Below are 18,220 nucleotides of genomic sequence, written 5' to 3' on the forward strand. Positions count from 1 at the left end.
TACCCGCTCCACCCCTGGCATGACAGATTCTGGGCGCACACATGGCGATGTCGCGCTCAACTACCTGTCTGCCAGGGGGTTTCATGTCGCACCGTTCACGAAGAGAGGTACTGCTCGGCGCCGCGGGAATCGGGGCGGGGCTCACGCTCGGCGGTGCGGGGAGGGCGGCGGCCGCACCCTCCGGGCTGCCACCCGTCCTCATCACCGAGCAGGCGAGCAAGCGGCTGCTGGTGATGGACTCGCGGGTGCGGGTGTGGGACCCGGCGGTGGATCCCGGTGTCGTGCGGTGGGCGTTCTCGCCCGTGGGCGACGCCCGGTACCGGGACGCCGAGCCCGACATCAGCTGGGTGTATCCGAACGAGGCGAAGGTGCGCCGGTATCGCGGGCGTACGTACGTGCTGACCACGGCCTCGTTCGGGTTCGCGGGCGTGGTGGAGTGGCCGAGCGGGCGGCGCTACTGGGCCGGGGCGCTCGGGCCCGGGGACGATCTGCTCAACCCGCACACCGCCGAGCTCCTTCCCGACGGGAACGTCGCCGTCGCGTGCAGCACAGGGGCACGGGTGCGCTTGTACGCGGCTTCTCTCGGGCCGCACTCCACGCGGTACACGGAGGCCGCGCTGAAGGGGGCGCACGGGCTGCACTGGGACTCCACGCGCGAGGTGCTGTGGGCCATGGGCTCCGACGAGCTGGTGGCCTACCGGGTGGAGGGGTCGCGCGTACGGCCCTCGCTGGTGCGGCAGTTCGGCGTGGCCCTGCCCGTCGCCACTCCGGGGAAGTCCGCCGGTGGGCACGACCTGTTCCCCGTGGCGGGGTCGCCGGGGCGGATGTGGGTGACGACGACCGCGTCGGTGTTCCAGTACGACATCGCGGGCCGGAGCTTCGTGCGGGACTTCGCGGGGGCCTCGGAGATCGCCCGGAAGTCCGTGAAGTGCGTGGGGGACGATCCGCGGACCGGGCGGGTGGTCACCACCGTGCCGGAGGCCGGGCTCGGGGAGACCTGGTGGACGACGACCGTGAGCCTGCACCGGCCCGGCGGGACGTTCACGTACGTCAACGGCGGGATCTACAAGGCTCGTTGGTGGCTACCCAGGTGACCCGTCCGGCGACTCCAGTCTCCGGTCGATCGCCAGCGACAGCTCCGCCTCCACCACACCCTTCGCGAGCGGGCGCAGTCGGTCGATGTCCTTGTCGGAGGCGTGGGCGGCGACGAGGTCGGTGAAGAGCGCGGCCAGGGCGTCGGCGTGGTCGCGCACCCGCCTGGCCGCCGCCAGTACGTCGGCCAGCGGGATGCCCTCGCGGACCAGGGCCGCCGAGATGTCGAGCAGACGGCGGCTGACGTGCACGATCTCCTCGCCGTCGATGCCCAAGTAGCCGAGATCGAGGGCGGCTTGGAGGTTCTCGGGCGTGACGTCGTCCGCGAAGTAGTCGGCGAGTTCGGCGGCGGAGAGGCGGACGGGGACCTCCTCCGTGGGCTGCACGCCGAGGAGTTCACCGACGTCACGGCCGCGGTCGAAGGCCTCGGAGAGCTCACTGATCCCGTTGAGGGTGTGGCCGCGGTCCAGCAGCGAGGCGATGGTGCGCAGGCGGTCCAGGTGCGTCTCGTCGTACCAGGCGATGCGGCCCTCGCGGCGGGGCGGCTTGATGAGCCCGCGTTCGCGGTAGAAGCGCACGGTGCGGACCGTGACGCCGGCCGCCTTCGCCAGCTCCGCCATGCGGTACTCGCGCCGCTTTCCGTGTCCCGCCTCATCCTGTGCCACGCCGGAAACCTTATGTCGTACTGCCGGTAACTTTCCTTGGTCCGACCCCTACCCACGAGTACGCGGAGCCTCTACTCTCCAGATTACGCCAGTGTTCACTGGCAGAGTCGCGCGGCAAGGGAGGCGCCCGGATGACCGAGCAGGAGCACGAGCACGTACGAGTGGCGGTGATCGGATCCGGCTTCGGCGGCCTCGGCGCGGCGGTCAGGCTGCGGCGCGAGGGGATCACCGACTTCGTGGTCCTGGAGCGGGCCGGCGCGGTCGGCGGGACCTGGCGCGACAACAGCTACCCAGGATGCGCGTGCGACGTGCCGTCCCACCTGTACTCCTTCTCGTTCGCGCCCAACCCGGACTGGCCGCGGACGTTCTCCGGGCAGGAGCACATCTGGGAGTACCTGGAGCACGTCGCCGACACCTTCCGGCTGCGGCCGCACATCCGCCTCAACTCCGAGGTGCGGCAGATGCGTTGGGACAACGACAAGCTGTGGTGGGAGATCGACACGGCGAAGGGGACACTCACCGCCGACGTCGTCGTCTCCGCCACAGGACCGCTGTCCGACCCGAAGACGCCCGACATCGCCGGGATCGACACCTTCCCCGGCAAGGTCTTCCACTCCGCGCGGTGGGACCACGAGTACGACCTCCGGGGCAAGCGCGTCGCCATGATCGGGACGGGCGCGTCGGCCATCCAGATCGTGCCGGCCATCCAGAAGGAGGTCGGACACCTCACCCTCTTCCAGCGCACGCCGCCGTGGGTGATGCCGCGCGCCGACCGGGCCATCTCGAAGGCCGAGCGCTGGCTGCACCGGCAGCTGCCCTTCACCACCCAGGCACGGCGCGGACTCCTGTGGGGCATCCGGGAGTTGCAGGTCCAGGCGTTCACCAAGCACCCGGGCGAACTGGGCATGGTCGAGCAGCTCGCCAAGCGGAACATGTACCGGGCGGTCAAGGACCCGGCGCTGCGCGCGAAGCTCACACCGGACTACCGCATCGGCTGCAAGCGGATCCTGCTGTCCAACACGTACTATCCGGCGCTCGCACAGCCCAACGTCGACGTCGTCGCCTCAGGACTGAGCGAGATCCGCGGCAACACCCTCGTCGCCTCGGACGGCAGTGAGGCCGAGGTCGACGCGATCGTCTTCGGCACCGGCTTCCACGTCACCGACATGCCGATCGCGGACCGGGTGATCGGCGCCGACGGCGACACGCTCATGCAGTCGTGGAAGAACGGCATGAAGGCGCTGCGCGGCGCCACGGCCGCCGGGTTCCCGAACTTCATGACCGTCATCGGGCCGAACACCGGCCTCGGGAACTCCTCGATGATCCTGATGATCGAGGCCCAGCTGAACTACCTGGCCGACTACATGCGGCAGTTGCACGTCCTCGGCGGCCGGGTCGCCCTGAACCCGCGCGAGACCGCCGTCACCGGCTGGAACAACCGCGTGCAGGACCGCATGAAGCGCACCGTGTGGAACACCGGCGGCTGCGACAGCTGGTACCTCGACGAGAACGGGGTCAACACGACGGTGTGGCCGGGCACGACCACCGAGTTCCGGCACGCCACCCGGCATGTCGACGTAGGCGAGTACGAGGTGGTGCGCGCGCCCGCGGAGCCGGCCGCGCCCACGCCGCGTACCAAGAAGAAGGCTGAGGTGAACGCCGCATGAGCCGTCTGATGCGCCATGTGACGACGGGGCCGTACGCGCCGCCCGTCGCCGCCCGCGAGCTGACCGTCACCTCCGCGGACGGGGCGCGGCTGCACGTCGAGGTGCACGGCCCCTCCGAGGACACGGGCGCCCCCGCCGTGGTGCTCTCGCACGGCTGGACCTGCTCGACGGCGTTCTGGGCCGCGCAGACGCGGGCCCTCGCCACCGACCACCGGGTAATCGTGTACGACCAGCGGGGCCACGGCCGCAGCCCGGCCGCCGCCCAACTCCCGTACACCACCGACATGTTGGCTGACGACCTGGAGGCCGTGCTCGGCGCGACGCTGGAACCGGGCGAACAGGCGGTGCTCGCCGGGCACTCCATGGGCGGCATGACGATGATGGCCGCCGCCGGGCGCCCGAAGTTCCAGGAACACGCGGCCGCCGTCCTGCTGTGCAGCACCGGGAGTTCGGCGCTCGTCGCCGAGGCGACCGTGGTGCCGCTGATGCGGGCGGGCAGTCTGCGCACCCGGGTCACCCGCGCGATCCTCGGCTCGAAGGCACCGCTCGGACCCGTCACACCGGTCGGAAAGCGGGTCCTCAAGTACGCGACGATGGGCCCGGGTTCGGCCCCCGACAAGGTCGAGGCCTGCGCGCGGATCGTGCACGCCTGCCCGCGCGAGGTGCGGTACGGCTGGTCGCACGTACTGGAAGAGCTCCAACTCGACGCCGGTGTCGGCGAATTGACGATGCCGGTCGCCGTCGTCGCGGGGACCGCCGACCGGCTCACCCCGGTCGCACACGCCCGCCGGATCGCCGCCGCGCTGCCCAACTGCGCGGGCCTGACCGAGCTGGCTGGGCTCGGCCACATGACGCCCGTCGAGGCCCCCGAAGCCATCACGGCGAAGATCCGCGAACTGTCCCAGTCGTACATACACCCGCAGTCACAGCCACAGTCGCAGTCGCAGAAGGGGGCGGATGCCGCATGAGCAAGGTCAGTCTCGAAGGTCAGGTCGCGGTCGTCACGGGAGCCGCGCGGGGCGTGGGCGAACTGCTCGCCCGCAAGCTGTCGGCGCGCGGCGCGAAGATCGCGCTGGTCGGCCTGGAGCCGGACGAGTTGAAGCAGGTCGCCGCGCGGCTGCACTCCGACGCCGACTGGTGGCACGCGGACGTCACGGACCACGTGGCGATGGCGCAGGTCGCGCAGGAGGTCAAGGACCGCTTCGGGAAGGTCGACATCGTCATCGCCAACGCGGGCGTCGCGACCGGCGGACCCTTCGCCGAATCCGACCCGGTCGCGTGGCGGCGCGTCATCGAGGTCAACCTCATCGGCTCCGCCGTCACGGCCCGCGCCTTCCTCCCCGTACTGACGGAGTCCCGCGGCTACCTGCTCCAGATCGCCTCGCTCGCCGCGATCACCCCCGCCCCGATGATGACCGCGTACTGCGCGTCGAAGTCGGGCGTGGAGGCGTACGCGCACAGCCTGCGCGCCGAGGTCGGCCACAAGGGCGTACGCGTCGCCGTCGGCTATCTGTCGTGGACGGACACCGACATGGTGCGCGGCGCCGACCAGGACGACGTGATGCGCGAACTGCGCCAGCAGCTGCCGTGGCCTTCGAACAAGACGTACCCGCTGGGCCCGGCGGTCGACCGCCTCGTGGCGGGCATCGAGCGGCGCTCGACCCACGTGTACGCGCAGTGGTGGCTGCGCGGCATGCAGGGGATACGCGGATACCTGCCCGCCGCGATCGGGATCGTGGGGCAGCGGCGGATGCGGGGCTTCGAGGGCCGCCTCGGCAGCGTGTCCAAGGGCCTCGTGGGGGCGGGCGGAGCCGCCGACGAGGCCGCACGGAGCCGCTGAACTGCGACTTCCCGGTCCGCGCGGCCCTTGGCGACGCACCCCGAACACTGTCCGTCATTGATCGAAATGCGACATACGGGGCGCCGTGTAAGTCTGATCGAGGCCCACCCCCCATCCTTCATGGAGTGCATCAAATGGGTATCTCTGACCAGTTCAAGGACAAGGCCGAGCAGCTGCAGGACAAGGCCAAGGACGCCATGGGCGGCTCCGAGGGCAAGTCCCAGGAAGGCCAGGACCGCGCACAGGAAGGCCAGGACCGCGCCAAGGAAGGCACGGACCAGGCCAAGGACAAGGCGCGGGACGCGGCCCAGAAGGCGAAGGACCGCTTCCAGCAGTGACGCCACCTGAACACATGTGACTGGGCCCCGTCCGAAGATGCGGACGGGGCCCAGTCATGTCGACTCGCCGGCGCCGACGACTACGCGTACACGACGGTGACGGGCGCGTGGTCCGACCACCGCTCGTCGTGCGTCGCGGCCCGCTCGACGAAGCCCTTCACCGCGCGCCCGGCGAGCCCCGGCGTCGTCACGTGATAGTCGATGCGCCAACCTGAATCGTTGTCGAAGGCCCGCCCCCGGTACGACCACCACGAGTACGGCCCCTCGACATCCGGATGCAGGACCCGCACCACGTCGACGTACCCGCCGTCCGAAGGCTCGAAGACGGACGACAGCCACTCGCGCTCCTCCGGCAGAAAGCCGGAGTTCTTCTTGTTGCCCTTCCAGTTCTTGAGGTCGGCCTCCTGGTGGGCGATGTTCCAGTCGCCGCAGACCACGACCTCGCGGCCGTCGGCGGCGGCCCGCTCGCGCAGGGACTTCAGGTAGGGCAGGAACTCCCCCATGAACCGGATCTTCTCGTCCTGGCGCTCCGTGCCCACCTCGCCGGAGGGCAGGTAGAGGCTGGCGACGGTGACGCCCGGCAGGTCCACCTCGACGTAGCGGCCGCTGTCCGCGAACTCGGCGGAGCCGAAGCCGACCTGCACCCGCTCGGGCTCGCGCCGCGTATAGAGGGAGACACCGGCCCGGCCCTTGGCGGCGGCCGGCGCGTGCACGACGTGCCAGCCCTCGGGCTCGCGCACGCTCTCGGGCAGCTGGTGCGGCTCGGCGCGCACCTCCTGGAGGCAGACGGCGTCGGCGGAGGTCTCGGCGAGCCACTCCACGAAGCCCTTCTTGGCGGCGGCCCGGAGCCCGTTCACATTCACAGAGGTCACAGTCAGCACCCCGGCACGATACCGGCAGACTGGACGGCCCCACCGCAAGCACCCGCATAGAGTTACGATGTGTCGCATGAGTATTCAGCTTCCCGGGGTCGGGGCCCCCGCCCTGCGCCCCACCTCCTTCGGCCACCGCGACGCGATCGCGCTGAACGACCGCGTCCAGCTCGAGTACGCGGAGCGCTACGGCGACGAGGGCGATGTCACGCCGCTGGACCCGACGATGTTCGAGCCGCCGCGCGGCCTCTACCTGCTCGCGTACGACGCCTCGGGCACACCGCTGGCGACCGGCGGCTGGCGTGGCCAGGAGGCGAACGACGAGGGGTACGCGGACGGCGACGCCGAGCTGAAGCGCATGTACGTCACTCCGGAGGCGCGCGGCCTGGGCCTGGCCCGGCGGATCCTCGGGGCGCTCGAGGAGGACGCCCGGGCGGCGGGGCGCACCCGCATGGTTCTGGAGACGGGCCTCAAGCAGCCGGAGGCGATAGCCCTGTACACGTCGAGCGGCTACGAGCCGTGCGCCCGGTTCGGCCACTACCGGTTCGACGAGTTGAGCCGGTGCTTCGCGAAGTCCCTGTAGGCGCGCCGCGCGGACACACGGGGAGGCGCGGGCACGCGAAAGCCCCCGACGGTTTCCCGTCGGGGGCTTTCATTGCAGTGGACGTGAGGGGATTCGAACCCCTGGCCCCCTCGATGCGAACGAGGTGCGCTACCGGACTGCGCCACACGCCCTTGCAACGAGTGAAACTCTAGCACCCCGATCCGGGTGCTTGGAAATCCGTTCCCTGGCTGGTCAGCAGGGCGGACCCCGAAGTGGTCCGGCTCACTCGTTGGCGGCGCGCGGCCGGCCGTCGGCGCCGTCGTCGAACTGGTCGAAGAGCGGAGTGCGGCCGCGCTCGCGGGAGCGGCGGGCGGAGGCGGCGCGGCGGGCGTCGCTGCGACCGTCGTCGGCCACCGGCTCGGCGGACTCCGGGGCGTGCTCCTCCTGCGGCTGCGGCTGCCGCTGCGCGGCCTGTTCGGCGGCGGAGGAGCGGGCGGAGCTCCATGTCTCGGGTGCGTTGTAGTCGATGCCGCCGCCGGCGCGCGGGGCGACGGGGGCGGTGACGTAGGTGGGCAGCGGCACGGGGACCGGGTCCCAGCTGTCGCCCGCGCCCGGGTGGCGCTGCCGGTCGCGCTGCTGGTCGACCCACTCCTGATGATCGGTCTGCTCGACGAGGGCGCGCCGGTCGGCGGCGAGGGCTTCGAGGCCGGGGTCGGTGGCGGTCTCGTCCACCGCTGGTCCTTCCTCCTGGTCCTCGGCCGCGGCGCGGGCCGCGGCCTGCTGCCGCCTGCGCGGCTGGCGCTCCCGCAGCCGCTGCGCGGCGACCTCGGCGCTGCGGCGGTCCATGACGTAGGCGAAGCGGCGTCGTTCCTGGGTGCGCAGGTAGACGATGTACGCGCTGAGGAGCAGGGCGGGGGCCGCGGGCGCCCACAGGAACGCGACGCCGCCGACAGCGGCGACGACGGCGCCGATGCTGAAGGCGGCGAAGAGCAGCACGGTCGTGCGGCGGCGGCGCGCGAGCACCTTGGTGCGCCGGGCGCGCGCGGCCTGCGCTTCGGCCGCGGCGGAGGCGGAAGCGGCGCGGGCGGTGCGGGACTTGGCGGGTGCCGTGGGCTCGGGCTTCGGCTCGGGCTCACGGGCGGGTTCCGCGAACTCCCGGGCGGAATCGTGATGTTCACGGCTGTCGCGGCGTTCGCGCCCCGGGTGCGGGGCGCGCCGCTCCCCGGACGGGGACATGCCGAAGTCCCGGACGTCCACCGGATCGGTGGGCGCGTCCGGGTCGACCGGGTCGCCGCGCCGCTCGTCCTCCTCGGGCGAGCGCGCCTGCAGGTCCTTGGCGTACCGGCGCTCCATGCCCGCCCGACCGGAGAGAAGCCGGATGGCGGTGCTGAAGCGTTCCGTCGGACGAGCTTCGTTCAACTCGTCCTGCCTACGGAGCCACATCGGCACCAAGTAGGCGGCCCAGGCCCCGACGATGACTGCGTAGATGAGGCCGCTGCTGCTCACGGACACACCGTAGAGGGGTTTACGCGGGGGCATCCGCCAATTGAGCCGGTGTGTCGCACGATCTGGCTGATAATCCGAGCTTTTTTGCGATGGATGTGATCAATGGGCCGACCTTCGGGGGAATTCAATGGCCCCTGACGGTTCCTCATCGATCAATTTCGAACATTTATTTCATTTCGAGGTCGTGCCCGGATCGACCGTATTGGGGGCACTCGGACCTGCGGCATTGCCGCGTCGCTCGCGACGGCGACGCCTCAGGAGTCCCTCCGGGACCTCTTCGGCGGTGAGCGCGAAGACGAGGTGGTCTCGCCAGGCCCCGTCGATGTGAAGATATCGTGGACGAAGTCCCTCCTCGCGGAATCCGAGTTTCTCCACGACCCTGCGGCTCGGCCCGTTCTCCGGCCGAATACAGACCTCGATGCGGTGCAGCCCCACGGTGCGGAAGCAGTGGTCGGCCGCGAGCGCGACGGCCGTCGGCATCACGCCCCGGCCCGCCACCGACTGGTCCACCCAGTACCCGACGTGACCCGAGCACATCGACCCCCAGGTGATCCCGGCGACGGTCAACTGCCCGACGAGGCGGCCCTGGTACTCGACGACGAAGGGCAGCATCCGGCCCGCGTTCGCCTCCGAGCGCAGGTGGCGCACCATTTGACGGTATGTCGGGCGATGGGTGATCGGGCCGCTCGGCGTGGGCGGCGGGATGGTCGCCTCCCAGGGGCGCAGCCAGTCGCGGTTGCGCCGGTTCACTTCGCGCCAGGCACGCTGGTCGCGCAGCCTTATGGGGCGGAGGACGACATCGCCCTCCACCAGCACGACGGGCCACGACGGGCTGTTCAGTGCGCACCCCCGGGTGCCTGGGCGTCGGGTCTGGACCCGCTTCCGTCGGGCCCGGAATCGCTTCGCGGATGGTCGCCGCCGCGGATCTGGTCGACGGCGTGGGTCAGCAGCGGCCCGAGGACGGCGAGCCCGTCCTTCACGCCCCCGCTGGAACCCGGCAGGTTCACGATCAGTGTGCGCCCGGCGACCCCCGCGAGGCCACGCGAGAGCGCCGCTGTGGGCACCTTCTCCCGGCCGTACGCGCGGATCGCCTCCGGGATGCCCGGCACCTCGCGGTCGAGGACGCGGGACGTCGCCTCGGGGGTGCGGTCGGTGGGCGAGATGCCGGTGCCGCCGGTGGTGATCACGACGTCGTACGCCGCCTCGACGGCGGCCCGCAGGGCGGCCTCCACGGGATCGCCGTCCGGTACCACCTGGGGGCCCTCGACGGCGAAGCCCAGCTTTCTGAGGCCCTCGGCGATCAGGGGGCCGCCCTTGTCCTCGTAGATCCCCGCGGCGGCCCGGTTGGAGGCCGTGACGACCAGGGCGCGGTAGCTGTCGGTCATGACCGCGCCTCCCGGTTCCACACCCCGGACTTGCCCCCGGTCTTCTCCTCGACCCGTACGTCCGAGATGACGGCCCCCTTGTCGACCGCCTTGACCATGTCGACGACGGTGAGCGCGGCGACCGAGACCGCCGTGAGCGCCTCCATCTCGACGCCCGTGCGGTCCGTGGTCTTCACGGTGGCGAGGATCTCCACGGCGTCGTCCGCCACGGACAGGTCGAGCTTCACCCCGGACACGGCCAGCGGGTGGCAGAGCGGGATCAGGTCGGGCGTGCGCTTGGCGCCCATGATTCCCGCGATGCGTGCCGTGGCGAGCGCGTCCCCCTTGGGCACGCCCTCGCCGCGCAGCAGCTCCACCACGCGTGGCGAGACGAGGACGCGGCCGCTGGCGCGGGCGGTGCGCGCGGTGACGTCCTTCTGCGACACGTCGACCATGCGGGCGGCGCCCGCCTCGTCGACGTGCGTGAGCCGGTCGGTCTGGTCCTGCTGTTGCTTCGAAGTGCTCATGGTGCTGTGGCGCTCCCGATCCGAGCCGTGCGCGGTGCGGCGCGCCGGACGATTAGTGCGCGACACGCTATCGCGAGCCTCCGACAGTCGGCCCTCTCAGCCCGGCTCTCAGCCCAGCAGGACCACGTCCACCTCGGCGCCCGGCTCCACCGACGTCATGTCCTCGGGCACCACGATCAGCGAGTCCGCCTGCGCGAGCGCCGCGATGAGGTGCGAGCCCGCGCCGCCGACGGGGGCGACCTCGCCCGCCTCGGCGTCGTACACGCCGCGCAGGAACTGGCGGCGGCCGGAGGGCGAGGTCAGCGCCTTGTCGGCGGTCAGGGTCGCGCGGGCCTTCGGGCGGTGCACGGCGGCCTCGGGCAGGCCCATCAGGGCGCGGATCGCGGGGCGTACGAACAGTTCGAAGGAGACGTACGACGACACGGGGTTGCCCGGCAGTGCGAGCAGCGGGGTGTGGTCGGGGCCGATGGAGCCGAAGCCCTGCGGCTTGCCGGGCTGCATGGCGAGCTTGCGGAACTCGACGCCGCTGCCGGCCCCGATGCCCTCCTCGTCGTCCGGGTCGCCGATGCCGCTCAGGGCCTCCTTGACCACGTCGTACGCGCCGACGCTGACGCCGCCCGTCGTCACGATGAGGTCGGCGCGGATCAGCTGGTCCTCGATGGTGGAGCGCAGCGTCTCCGCGTCATCGGCGACCGCGCCGACCCGGTAGGCGATGGCTCCGGCGTCGCGGGCGGCGGCGGTGAGGGCGAAGCTGTTGGAGTCGTAGATCTGGCCCGGCGCCAACTGTTCGCCGGGCTGGACGAGTTCGGTGCCGGTGGAGACGACGACCACGCGCGGGCGCGGACGCACGCGTACGGAACCGCGGCCGATGGCGGCGAGCAGCGCGATCTGCGGCGCGCCGAGGACGGTGCCGACGGTGAGCGCCCGGTCGCCCGCCTGCACGTCGCTGCCCTGCGCGCGTACGTGCGCGCGTGCCTCGGCGGGGCGGTGTACGCGGACCTCGCCTGAGGCGCCCTCAGGGGCCGCGCTGTGGGCGGCCATCGTGGTGACGGGGCCCGCGCCGAGCCCTCCGTCGGTCCACTCCACGGGGACGACGGCCTCGGCGCCGGGCGGCAGCGGGGCGCCCGTCATGATGCGGGCGGCCTCGCCGGGGCCGACGGTGGGCTGTTCGGCCTGGCCCGCGGCGACGTCACCGATCACCGTGAGCACGGCGGGGAACTCCTCGCTCGCACCCGCGATGTCCGCGACACGCACCGCGTACCCGTCCATCGAGCTGTTGTCGAACGGCGGCAGCGACAGCGGGACCGTCACCTCTTCGACGAGCACACAGCCCTGCGCGTCGAGGAGTTGGAGCTCGATGGGGTCGAGCGCGTCGACGGCGGCGAGGATGTCCTCCAGATGCTCGTCCACCGACCAGATCTGGGCCCGCTCCGTCGTCGCACTGAAACTGTTCACTGCTGCTCCCCTGCTCCTCGTGCCGGTGTTGCTGATTCTCCGGTGGCCTCAGGTGTTACTACCACGGGCAACAGATGACGCCCCGGAGGCGGTGTGCCGTACCGGGGCGCAGGTCCGCCGGAGAGCGGGGTGTCAGATCTCCTCGGCGACGTAGCCGCGCAGCCAGGAGCGGAACTCCGGGCCCAGGTCCTCACGTTCGCACGCGAGGCGGACGATCGCCTTGAGGTAGTCGCCGCGGTCGCCGGTGTCGTAGCGGCGGCCCTTGAAGACGACGCCGTGCACGGGGCCGCCGATCTTCTCGTCGGCGGCGAGCTGCTGGAGCGCGTCGGTGAGCTGGATCTCGCCGCCGCGGCCGGGCTCGGTCTTGCGCAGTATGCCGAAGACGGCGGGGTCGAGTACGTAGCGGCCGATGATCGCGTAGTTGGAGGGGGCGTCGGCCGGGTCCGGCTTCTCCACCAGGTCGGTGACCTGCACGACGTCGCCGTCCGCCGTGGCCTGGACCGCGGCGCATCCGTAGAGGTGGATCTGGGAGGGCTCCACCTCCATGAGCGCGATGACGCTGCCGCCGTGCTCCTCCTGGACCTCCACCATCTTCTGGAGCAGCGGGTCGCGGGGGTCGATCAGGTCGTCGCCGAGCAGCACCGCGAACGGCTCGTCGCCCACGTGGGGGGCGGCGCACAGGACCGCGTGGCCGAGGCCTCTGGGGTCGCCCTGGCGCACGTAGTGGATGGTGGCGAGGTCGTTGGACTCCTGGACCTTGGCCAGGCGGTTCGCGTCGCCCTTCTTCTGAAGGGCCGCCTCCAGCTCGTGGTTGCGGTCGAAGTGGTCCTCCAGCGGGCGCTTGTTGCGACCTGTGATCATCAGTACGTCGCCGAGTCCCGCGGACGCGGCCTCTTCGACCACGTACTGGATCGCGGGCTTGTCGACGACCGGGAGCATCTCCTTGGGAGTCGCCTTCGTGGCGGGCAGGAACCGGGTGCCGAGGCCCGCGGCGGGGATGACAGCCTTGGTGATCCTGGTGTGCGCGTCAGTCATGCGGGTCACCATATCCGGCTGCTATGGGCGGAATCTGTGGGTCCGCTTTGTAGGCACATATATGCGTCGAATAGGAGAGGTTTGTGACCCGGCCATGAGTCCGCACATCAGTGAGTCCGCAGATGACCCGCGCGGCGTCCACCCTGACAAGCGTTCATTGCGCAGGGAGTTCCTCCGGGTGAGGAACGCGTTGACGGAGGATGACATACGGGAGACGGAGCGGGCCGTGGCCCGGCGGGCTCTCGAACTCGACGAGTTGGCGAACGCCCGCACGGTGGCGGCGTATGTCTCCGTGGGCGGCGAGCCGGGAACGGGCGCCCTCCTCGACGCCCTTCGCGCGCGCGGGACGCGCGTACTGCTGCCGGCCCTGCTGCCCGACAACGACCTGGACTGGGGCGCGTACGACGGGGCGGCTTCGCTCGCCACCGTGCGACACCCGGGAAAGATGGCCCTGTTGGAGCCCGGCGGCGAGCGGCTCGGCCCCGCCGCCGTCCTGGAGGCGGACGCGGTGCTGCTGCCGGGGCTCGCCGTGGACGCGCGCGGAATGCGACTCGGACGCGGCGGCGGCTCGTACGACCGGGTGCTCGCGCGCCTTCAGGCGGCCGGTGTGCGGCCCGCGCTGGTCGTACTGCTCCACGACAGCGAGGTCGTCGCGCACCTCCCCCAGGAGGCGCACGACAAGGCCGTGGACGCGGTGGTGACGCCCTCGGGCGTGCGGCGCTTCTGAACCCATGCGCTTCTGCCCTATGCCGAAGGGGCCGCCACGCACGCGTGGAGGCCCCTTCGGCATAGGTACGGCTACGGCTTGAGGACCAGCGAGTCCTCGGTGCTGTCACCGACGGCCTTCTCGGAGAAGTGCCACGGGAGCAGGTCGCCCTTGATCCACTTCTCGGTCTGGTCCGTGTAGTGGTCGCTGAAGGTGTGCCCCGAGGCGCCCGTCAGGTTGATCCACTTGGACTTGTCGAGGTCCGCCATGTTGACCACCATCCGCATGGACGGCACCCAGTCGACTCCGTAGCCGCCCGCGGCGTTCCAGCCGGTCGCGTTCACGGCCGCCTCTCCGCCGCCCAGCTTCCAGGGGCCGCGGTTGAGCACGTACTTCAGCCAGCCGGGGCCCTCGATGCCGAGGGTCTGGTTCTTCAGCTCCAGCTTGTGCAGCCGGCCCCAGCTCCAGGTGTCGATGTCCTTGCCGAGCTTGGCCGTGAGGTCCCAGCGGGCGTCCTCCATGGCGCGCCCCAACAGCTGGTCACGGTTCCCAGTGGGGTCGTCCGTGCGGCTGCCCGACGTCTTCCACCAGTCGTTCTTCGGCTCCTTGATGATCTTGCGGACGACCTCGAACCAGCGGTCACCGCCGTCCGGCTGCGCCGAGTGCGTGTCCCGCTCGCCGCACTCGCGGACCTTGCGGTCCTCGTCGGCGGGGCCCGTCTTGTCGACCGGCTCGACGCTCAGGCACTGACCCTCGACACGCAGCTCCTTGGGCAGCTTGTTGCCGAAGGCGAGCTTGAGGATGTTGCGCCACACGGAGTTGAAGTAGGCCGCGGCGGCCGAGTCCGGGTTCTGCGTGTAGTCCCAGTTCTCCAGGAGCTGCTGCGCGTCCCTGACGTCCTTGTCCTTGACGTCGATCTTCTGCAGGTAGGGCACGAGCAGCTTGGCGATCTCACTGCTGTTGTCCATCTGCATGGTGCGCATGTCGTCGGTGGAGACCTTGCCGCCGTCCTTGATCTTCGACTCGATCAGGTCGGTGATGCGCTGGCTGCGGGTGCCGTATCCCCAGTCCTTGGTCAGCGTGTACGGGTAGCTGTCGTCGACCACGGCCTGGTTGGCGGTCACGATGTAGCCGCGCTTCGGGTTGAACTCGTAGGGCAGCTCGTTCTGCTTGATGTAGCCGGTCCAGCGGTACTTGGAGTCCCAGCCGGGGGACGGCAGCGAGCCGTCGCCCTCGCCGCGGGTCGGGATCCGGCCCGGCAGCTGGTAGCCGATGTTGCCCTCGGTGTCGGCGTAGGTGAGGTTCTGCGAGGGCACCTGGAAGTCGGCGGACGCCTTGCGGAACTCGGACCAGTTCGACGCCTTGTCGAGCTCGAAGACGGCGTCCATGGTGTTGCCCGGCTGCAGCGCGGTCCAGCGCAGCGCGATGCCGTAGCCGTCGCCGCGGTCGGGGGCCGCCGCGTCCACGCCGGCCTTCTTGCCGACCTTCACGAGCTCGGAGTTGCGGTCGGACAGCAGTGGCCCGTTGTCGGTCTCCCGCACCGTGATCGTCTTCGAGTCGCCGCCGGCGACCTTGATGGTCTCCTTGCGGGTCTTGAAGGGCACCGTCCTGTCGTCGACCAGGTAGCCGTCGCCGCTGAACTTCTCCAGATAGAGATCGCTGACGTCGACGCCCGAGTTGGTCAGGCCCCAGGAGATGTTCTGGTTGTGGCCGATGACCACGCCCGGCATGCCGGCGAAGGTGTAACCCGACGCGTCGTACTGGCACTTACTGGAGACGCTCGTGCAGTGCAGGCCCATCTGGTACCAGACGGACGGCAGTTGCGGAGCCAGGTGCGGGTCGTTGGCGAGCAGCGGCTTGCCGGTGATGGTGTGGTCGCCCGAGACCACCCACGAGTTGGAGCCGATGCCGTTGCCGTTGGGTCCGAGACCCGCGGAGTCGGGAATCTCGTCCAGGACCTTGGAGAGGCCGCCGAGCTGGCCCTGGAGGCCGCCGGGGGCCGCTGTGTCGCCCGTCAGGCCGGTGCCCGCCGCCCCGGTCGACTGCGTGCTCGTGCCGCCGCCGGAGGACGCGTCGAACGACTGCGTGGCGCTGTTGTACCCGCCCTCCTGGACGATCGGCTTGTGCCGCGTGTACGGGTAGTCGGGGTACAGGTCGGCGATCTGCTTCGGGCCGAGCCGGCTCGTCATCAGCGAGCGGTCGATCTCCTCCTGCATGTTGCCGCGCAGGTCCCAGGCCATCGCCTTGAGCCAGGCCACCGAGTCGACCGGGTCCCACTTCTGCGGCTTGTAGTCGTTCTCGAAGCCGAGCGCGACGTACTCCGCGGAGATGTCCTTGCCGCTCTTGCCGCCCAGGTAGGAGTTGACCCCCTTGGAATACGCCTGGAGGTACTTCTTGGTCGCGGGCGACAGCTTGGAGTCGTACTCCTTCTGCGCCACCCGGCGCCAGCCCATGGTGCGCAGGAACTCATCGGTCTTGACCTGGCCCTTGCCGAACATCTCGGAGAGCCGACCGGAGGTCGTATGGCGCCGCACGTCCATCTCGTAGAACCGGTCCTGCGCCTGCACGTAGCCCTGCGCCATGAACAGGTCGTGATCCGAGGACGCGTAGATCTGCGGGATCCCGTAGCTGTCCCGCTTGACCTGCACCGGCCCGTCGAGCCCGTCGAGTTGGATGGACCCCGTCGACTGCGGCATGGACGCGCGGACGCTGTCGACGCTCCAGTAGGCGCCGAATCCGATGCCCGCGAGGACGGCCAACACGAGGACGATCACGATCAGTCGGGCGCGGCGCCCCTTCTTCTTACCGGGCGGGCTGCCGGCAGAGGCATTCGTAGTGGAGGGCATCGCGGTCCTTGCTGTCCTTCGCTAACCGGGCGGGAGGGCGAGAGCAACCTTACGAGCAGTGCGGTGCGGCTCCGGACGCGGAGTGGGGAAGCAGCGTTCTACGTAGAGCGGCGTGACCAATCCGGCATCAAGAAAGCGTTAACGATTAGGTAAGGTAACGAAGTAACTTCCCCTGTCGAAGTGTCGAAGTGCCCCTCCTGAAAGGAACAGCCCCTGACTGTCCACCAGCTCAACCAGCTCCTGCTCGTCGGCGCACTCGTGCTGCTCGTGGCGGTCGCCGCCGTCCGCATCTCCTCGCGCAGCGGACTGCCGAGCCTCCTGCTCTACCTCGGCATCGGCGTCGTCATGGGCCAGGACGGGATCGGCCACGTCTCCTTCAGCAACGCCGAACTGACGCAGGTCATCGGCTACGCGGCACTCGTCGTGATCCTCGCCGAAGGCGGTCTGGGCACGAAGTGGAAGCAGATCAAACCCGCGCTCCCAGCGGCCGCCGCCCTGTCACTCGTGGGCGTCGCGGTCAGCGTGGGGGTGACGGCCGCCGGAGCGCACTACCTGGTGGGCCTCGAATGGCGACAGGCACTCATCATCGGCGCGGTGGTCTCCTCCACGGACGCGGCGGCCGTCTTCTCCGTTCTACGTAGGGTGCCGCTTCCGGCACGCGTGACCGGCGTCCTGGAGGCGGAGTCCGGTTTCAACGACGCCCCTGTCGTCATCCTTGTCGTCGCGTTCTCCGCCGCAGGACCCATAGAGCACTGGTACGTCCTCGTCGGCGAGATCGCCCTGGAGCTCGCGATCGGCGCCGCCATCGGGCTCGCGGTCGGCTGGCTCGGCTCCTTCGGCCTGCGGCACGTGGCCCTGCCCGCCTCCGGCCTCTACCCGATCGCCGTCCTGGCCATCGCCACCGCCGCGTACGCCGCGGGCGCCATGGCCCACGGCAGCGGATTCCTCGCCGTCTACCTGGCCGCGATGGTGATGGGCAACGCCAAGCTGCCGCACTGGCCGGCCACCCGCGGCTTCGCCGAAGGACTCGGCTGGATCGCACAGATCGGCATGTTCGTCCTGCTCGGGCTGCTCGTCACCCCGCACGAACTGGCCGACGACATCGTGCCCGCGCTCCTCATCGGCCTGGTCCTCACGATGGTCGCGCGCCCCCTGTCGGTCGTCGTGAGCCTGGTGCCCTTCCGCATACCGTGGGCGGAGAAGGCCCTCATGTCGTGGGCCGGGCTGCGCGGCGCCGTGCCCATCATCCTGGCGACCATCCCGATGGTCACCGGCATCGCCGGCAGCCAGCGGATCTTCAACATCGTCTTCGTCCTGGTCGTCGTCTACACGCTCATCCAGGGACCCACACTGCCGTGGCTCGCCAGGAAGCTGCGCCTGAGCAGCTCGTCCGACGCCGCAGACCTCGGCATCGAATCGGCGCCCCTGGAGCGGCTGCGCGGGCACCTGCTGTCCGTCTCCGTCCCGGACGGCTCGCGGATGCACGGCGTGGAGGTCGGCGAACTGCGGCTGCCCAAGGGCGCCGCCGTCACGCTCGTCGTCCGCGACGGCACCTCCTCCGTGCCCGCCCCGACCACCGTGCTCCGCCGGGGCGACGAGCTCCTGGTCGTCGCCACGGACCCGGTGCGGGACGCCGCGGAGGCGCGCCTGCGGGCCGTCGCCCTCGGCGGAAAGCTGGCCGGCTGGCTGGGTACCGCGGGCCCGGAAGCCCGTTAGCATGGATGCACAGACCATGTACGACCGACTCTGCCTGAAGTAGAGCC

17 protein-coding genes and 1 tRNA gene are annotated in these 18,220 nt (G+C 70.6%); 8 read left to right on the forward strand and 10 right to left on the reverse strand.

The genetic code is table 11. From position 1 onward, the window contains the following. The first annotated feature begins 83 nt into the window (after window positions 1-83). Window positions 84-1,094: a DUF6528 family protein gene (locus ACFYWS_RS30750; protein ID WP_389281849.1), complete on the forward strand. Its 1,011-nt coding sequence runs from the start codon at window positions 84-86 to the stop codon at window positions 1,092-1,094. On the opposite strand, the gene ACFYWS_RS30755 is transcribed toward ACFYWS_RS30750, so the two are convergent. Continuing rightward, window positions 1,083-1,757 carry a MerR family transcriptional regulator gene (locus ACFYWS_RS30755; protein WP_389281850.1) on the reverse strand — a complete coding sequence of 225 codons (675 nt, stop codon included), beginning with the start codon at window positions 1,755-1,757 and terminating at the stop codon, window positions 1,083-1,085. The two genes, ACFYWS_RS30750 and ACFYWS_RS30755, sit on opposite strands and share 12 nt — an antisense overlap. 131 nt (window positions 1,758-1,888) lie before the next feature. Here ACFYWS_RS30755 and ACFYWS_RS30760 point away from each other — a divergent pair, with 131 nt between their 5' ends. The 4 genes from ACFYWS_RS30760 (at window position 1,889) to ACFYWS_RS30775 (ending at window position 5,602) form a co-directional block, all read left to right on the forward strand. After that, a complete protein-coding gene (locus tag ACFYWS_RS30760) occupies window positions 1,889-3,424 on the forward strand; it encodes a flavin-containing monooxygenase (protein WP_389281852.1) in 1,536 nt (511 codons plus the stop codon). Then, entirely contained in the window at window positions 3,421-4,392 is a 972-nt protein-coding gene (locus ACFYWS_RS30765) for an alpha/beta fold hydrolase (RefSeq protein ID WP_389281853.1), read from the forward strand. The genes ACFYWS_RS30760 and ACFYWS_RS30765 overlap by 4 nt, the downstream gene beginning before the upstream one ends. Next, window positions 4,389-5,264 (forward strand): SDR family oxidoreductase, encoded by an 876-nt coding sequence (locus tag ACFYWS_RS30770; RefSeq protein WP_389281855.1) that lies wholly within the window; start codon window positions 4,389-4,391, stop codon window positions 5,262-5,264. The genes ACFYWS_RS30765 and ACFYWS_RS30770 overlap by 4 nt, the downstream gene beginning before the upstream one ends. A gap of 134 nt (window positions 5,265-5,398) precedes the next feature. Beyond that, on the forward strand, window positions 5,399-5,602 hold the full coding sequence (locus tag ACFYWS_RS30775; protein ID WP_389281857.1) for a hypothetical protein: 204 nt from the start codon (window positions 5,399-5,401) through the stop codon (window positions 5,600-5,602). An 80-nt stretch (window positions 5,603-5,682) separates the two neighbouring features. Here ACFYWS_RS30775 and ACFYWS_RS30780 read toward each other — a convergent pair whose 3' ends face one another. Further along, entirely contained in the window at window positions 5,683-6,483 is an 801-nt protein-coding gene (locus tag ACFYWS_RS30780; RefSeq protein ID WP_389281859.1) for an exodeoxyribonuclease III, read from the reverse strand. 67 nt (window positions 6,484-6,550) lie between these two features. Here ACFYWS_RS30780 and ACFYWS_RS30785 point away from each other — a divergent pair, with 67 nt between their 5' ends. Then, window positions 6,551-7,057, forward strand: coding sequence for a GNAT family N-acetyltransferase (locus ACFYWS_RS30785; protein ID WP_389281861.1), 507 nt, complete (start codon window positions 6,551-6,553; stop codon window positions 7,055-7,057). A 78-nt stretch (window positions 7,058-7,135) separates the two neighbouring features. On the opposite strand, the gene ACFYWS_RS30790 is transcribed toward ACFYWS_RS30785, so the two are convergent. The 7 genes from ACFYWS_RS30790 to galU all read right to left on the reverse strand — a co-directional run bounded on the left by ACFYWS_RS30790 (window position 7,136) and on the right by galU (window position 12,905). Beyond that, a tRNA-Ala gene (locus ACFYWS_RS30790) sits at window positions 7,136-7,209 on the reverse strand. Window positions 7,210-7,300: 91 nt separating this feature from the next. After that, window positions 7,301-8,524 (reverse strand): gephyrin-like molybdotransferase receptor GlpR, encoded by a 1,224-nt coding sequence (glpR, locus tag ACFYWS_RS30795; protein WP_389281863.1) that lies wholly within the window; start codon window positions 8,522-8,524, stop codon window positions 7,301-7,303. A 171-nt stretch (window positions 8,525-8,695) separates the two neighbouring features. After that, on the reverse strand, window positions 8,696-9,340 hold the full coding sequence (locus ACFYWS_RS30800; RefSeq protein WP_389281865.1) for a GNAT family N-acetyltransferase: 645 nt from the start codon (window positions 9,338-9,340) through the stop codon (window positions 8,696-8,698). A gap of 20 nt (window positions 9,341-9,360) precedes the next feature. Continuing rightward, on the reverse strand, window positions 9,361-9,909 hold the full coding sequence (locus ACFYWS_RS30805; protein WP_389281866.1) for a molybdenum cofactor biosynthesis protein B: 549 nt from the start codon (window positions 9,907-9,909) through the stop codon (window positions 9,361-9,363). Next, the gene (gene moaC / locus ACFYWS_RS30810) at window positions 9,906-10,415 is read right to left on the reverse strand and encodes a cyclic pyranopterin monophosphate synthase MoaC (protein ID WP_389281868.1); all 510 of its coding nucleotides are present in this window, start codon (window positions 10,413-10,415) and stop codon (window positions 9,906-9,908) included. Before moaC ends, ACFYWS_RS30805 begins: the two co-directional genes overlap by 4 nt. A gap of 108 nt (window positions 10,416-10,523) precedes the next feature. Further along, window positions 10,524-11,870, reverse strand: a complete 1,347-nt coding sequence (glp, locus tag ACFYWS_RS30815) for a gephyrin-like molybdotransferase Glp (protein ID WP_389281870.1) — start codon at window positions 11,868-11,870, stop codon at window positions 10,524-10,526. 132 nt (window positions 11,871-12,002) lie between these two features. Further along, a complete protein-coding gene (gene galU, locus ACFYWS_RS30820) occupies window positions 12,003-12,905 on the reverse strand; it encodes a UTP--glucose-1-phosphate uridylyltransferase GalU (RefSeq protein ID WP_389281872.1) in 903 nt (300 codons plus the stop codon). A gap of 94 nt (window positions 12,906-12,999) precedes the next feature. On the opposite strand from galU, the gene ACFYWS_RS30825 reads away from it, so the two are divergent. Beyond that, window positions 13,000-13,632 (forward strand): 5-formyltetrahydrofolate cyclo-ligase, encoded by a 633-nt coding sequence (locus ACFYWS_RS30825; protein ID WP_389281874.1) that lies wholly within the window; start codon window positions 13,000-13,002, stop codon window positions 13,630-13,632. 71 nt (window positions 13,633-13,703) lie between these two features. Here the strand turns inward: ACFYWS_RS30825 and ACFYWS_RS30830 are convergent, their stop codons facing one another. Beyond that, window positions 13,704-16,457: a penicillin acylase family protein gene (locus ACFYWS_RS30830; protein ID WP_389281876.1), complete on the reverse strand. Its 2,754-nt coding sequence runs from the start codon at window positions 16,455-16,457 to the stop codon at window positions 13,704-13,706. A 213-nt stretch (window positions 16,458-16,670) separates the two neighbouring features. On the opposite strand from ACFYWS_RS30830, the gene ACFYWS_RS30835 reads away from it, so the two are divergent. Continuing rightward, window positions 16,671-18,173: a potassium/proton antiporter gene (locus ACFYWS_RS30835; protein ID WP_389282036.1), complete on the forward strand. Its 1,503-nt coding sequence runs from the start codon at window positions 16,671-16,673 to the stop codon at window positions 18,171-18,173. The last annotated feature ends 47 nt before the right edge of the window (window positions 18,174-18,220 follow it).

The sequence above is a fragment of the Streptomyces sp. NPDC002795 genome (assembly GCF_042888725.1).
Lineage (GTDB): Bacteria > Actinomycetota > Actinomycetes > Streptomycetales > Streptomycetaceae > Streptomyces.

Bases quoted from the DNA above. Each gene is read 5' to 3' on its own strand.
- moaC (WP_389281868.1), bottom strand. From the start codon at position 10,415: ATGAGCACTTCGAAGCAACAGCAGGACCAGACCGACCGGCTCACGCAC.
- ACFYWS_RS30785 (WP_389281861.1), top strand. From the start codon at position 6,551: ATGAGTATTCAGCTTCCCGGGGTCGGGGCCCCCGCCCTGCGCCCCACC.
- ACFYWS_RS30805 (WP_389281866.1), bottom strand. From the start codon at position 9,909: ATGACCGACAGCTACCGCGCCCTGGTCGTCACGGCCTCCAACCGGGCC.
- ACFYWS_RS30775 (WP_389281857.1), top strand. From the start codon at position 5,399: ATGGGTATCTCTGACCAGTTCAAGGACAAGGCCGAGCAGCTGCAGGAC.
- ACFYWS_RS30750 (WP_389281849.1), top strand. From the start codon at position 84: ATGTCGCACCGTTCACGAAGAGAGGTACTGCTCGGCGCCGCGGGAATC.
- ACFYWS_RS30830 (WP_389281876.1), bottom strand. From the start codon at position 16,457: ATGCCCTCCACTACGAATGCCTCTGCCGGCAGCCCGCCCGGTAAGAAG.
- galU (WP_389281872.1), bottom strand. From the start codon at position 12,905: ATGACTGACGCGCACACCAGGATCACCAAGGCTGTCATCCCCGCCGCG.
- ACFYWS_RS30825 (WP_389281874.1), top strand. From the start codon at position 13,000: ATGAGTCCGCACATCAGTGAGTCCGCAGATGACCCGCGCGGCGTCCAC.
- ACFYWS_RS30765 (WP_389281853.1), top strand. From the start codon at position 3,421: ATGAGCCGTCTGATGCGCCATGTGACGACGGGGCCGTACGCGCCGCCC.
- ACFYWS_RS30760 (WP_389281852.1), top strand. From the start codon at position 1,889: ATGACCGAGCAGGAGCACGAGCACGTACGAGTGGCGGTGATCGGATCC.
- ACFYWS_RS30770 (WP_389281855.1), top strand. From the start codon at position 4,389: ATGAGCAAGGTCAGTCTCGAAGGTCAGGTCGCGGTCGTCACGGGAGCC.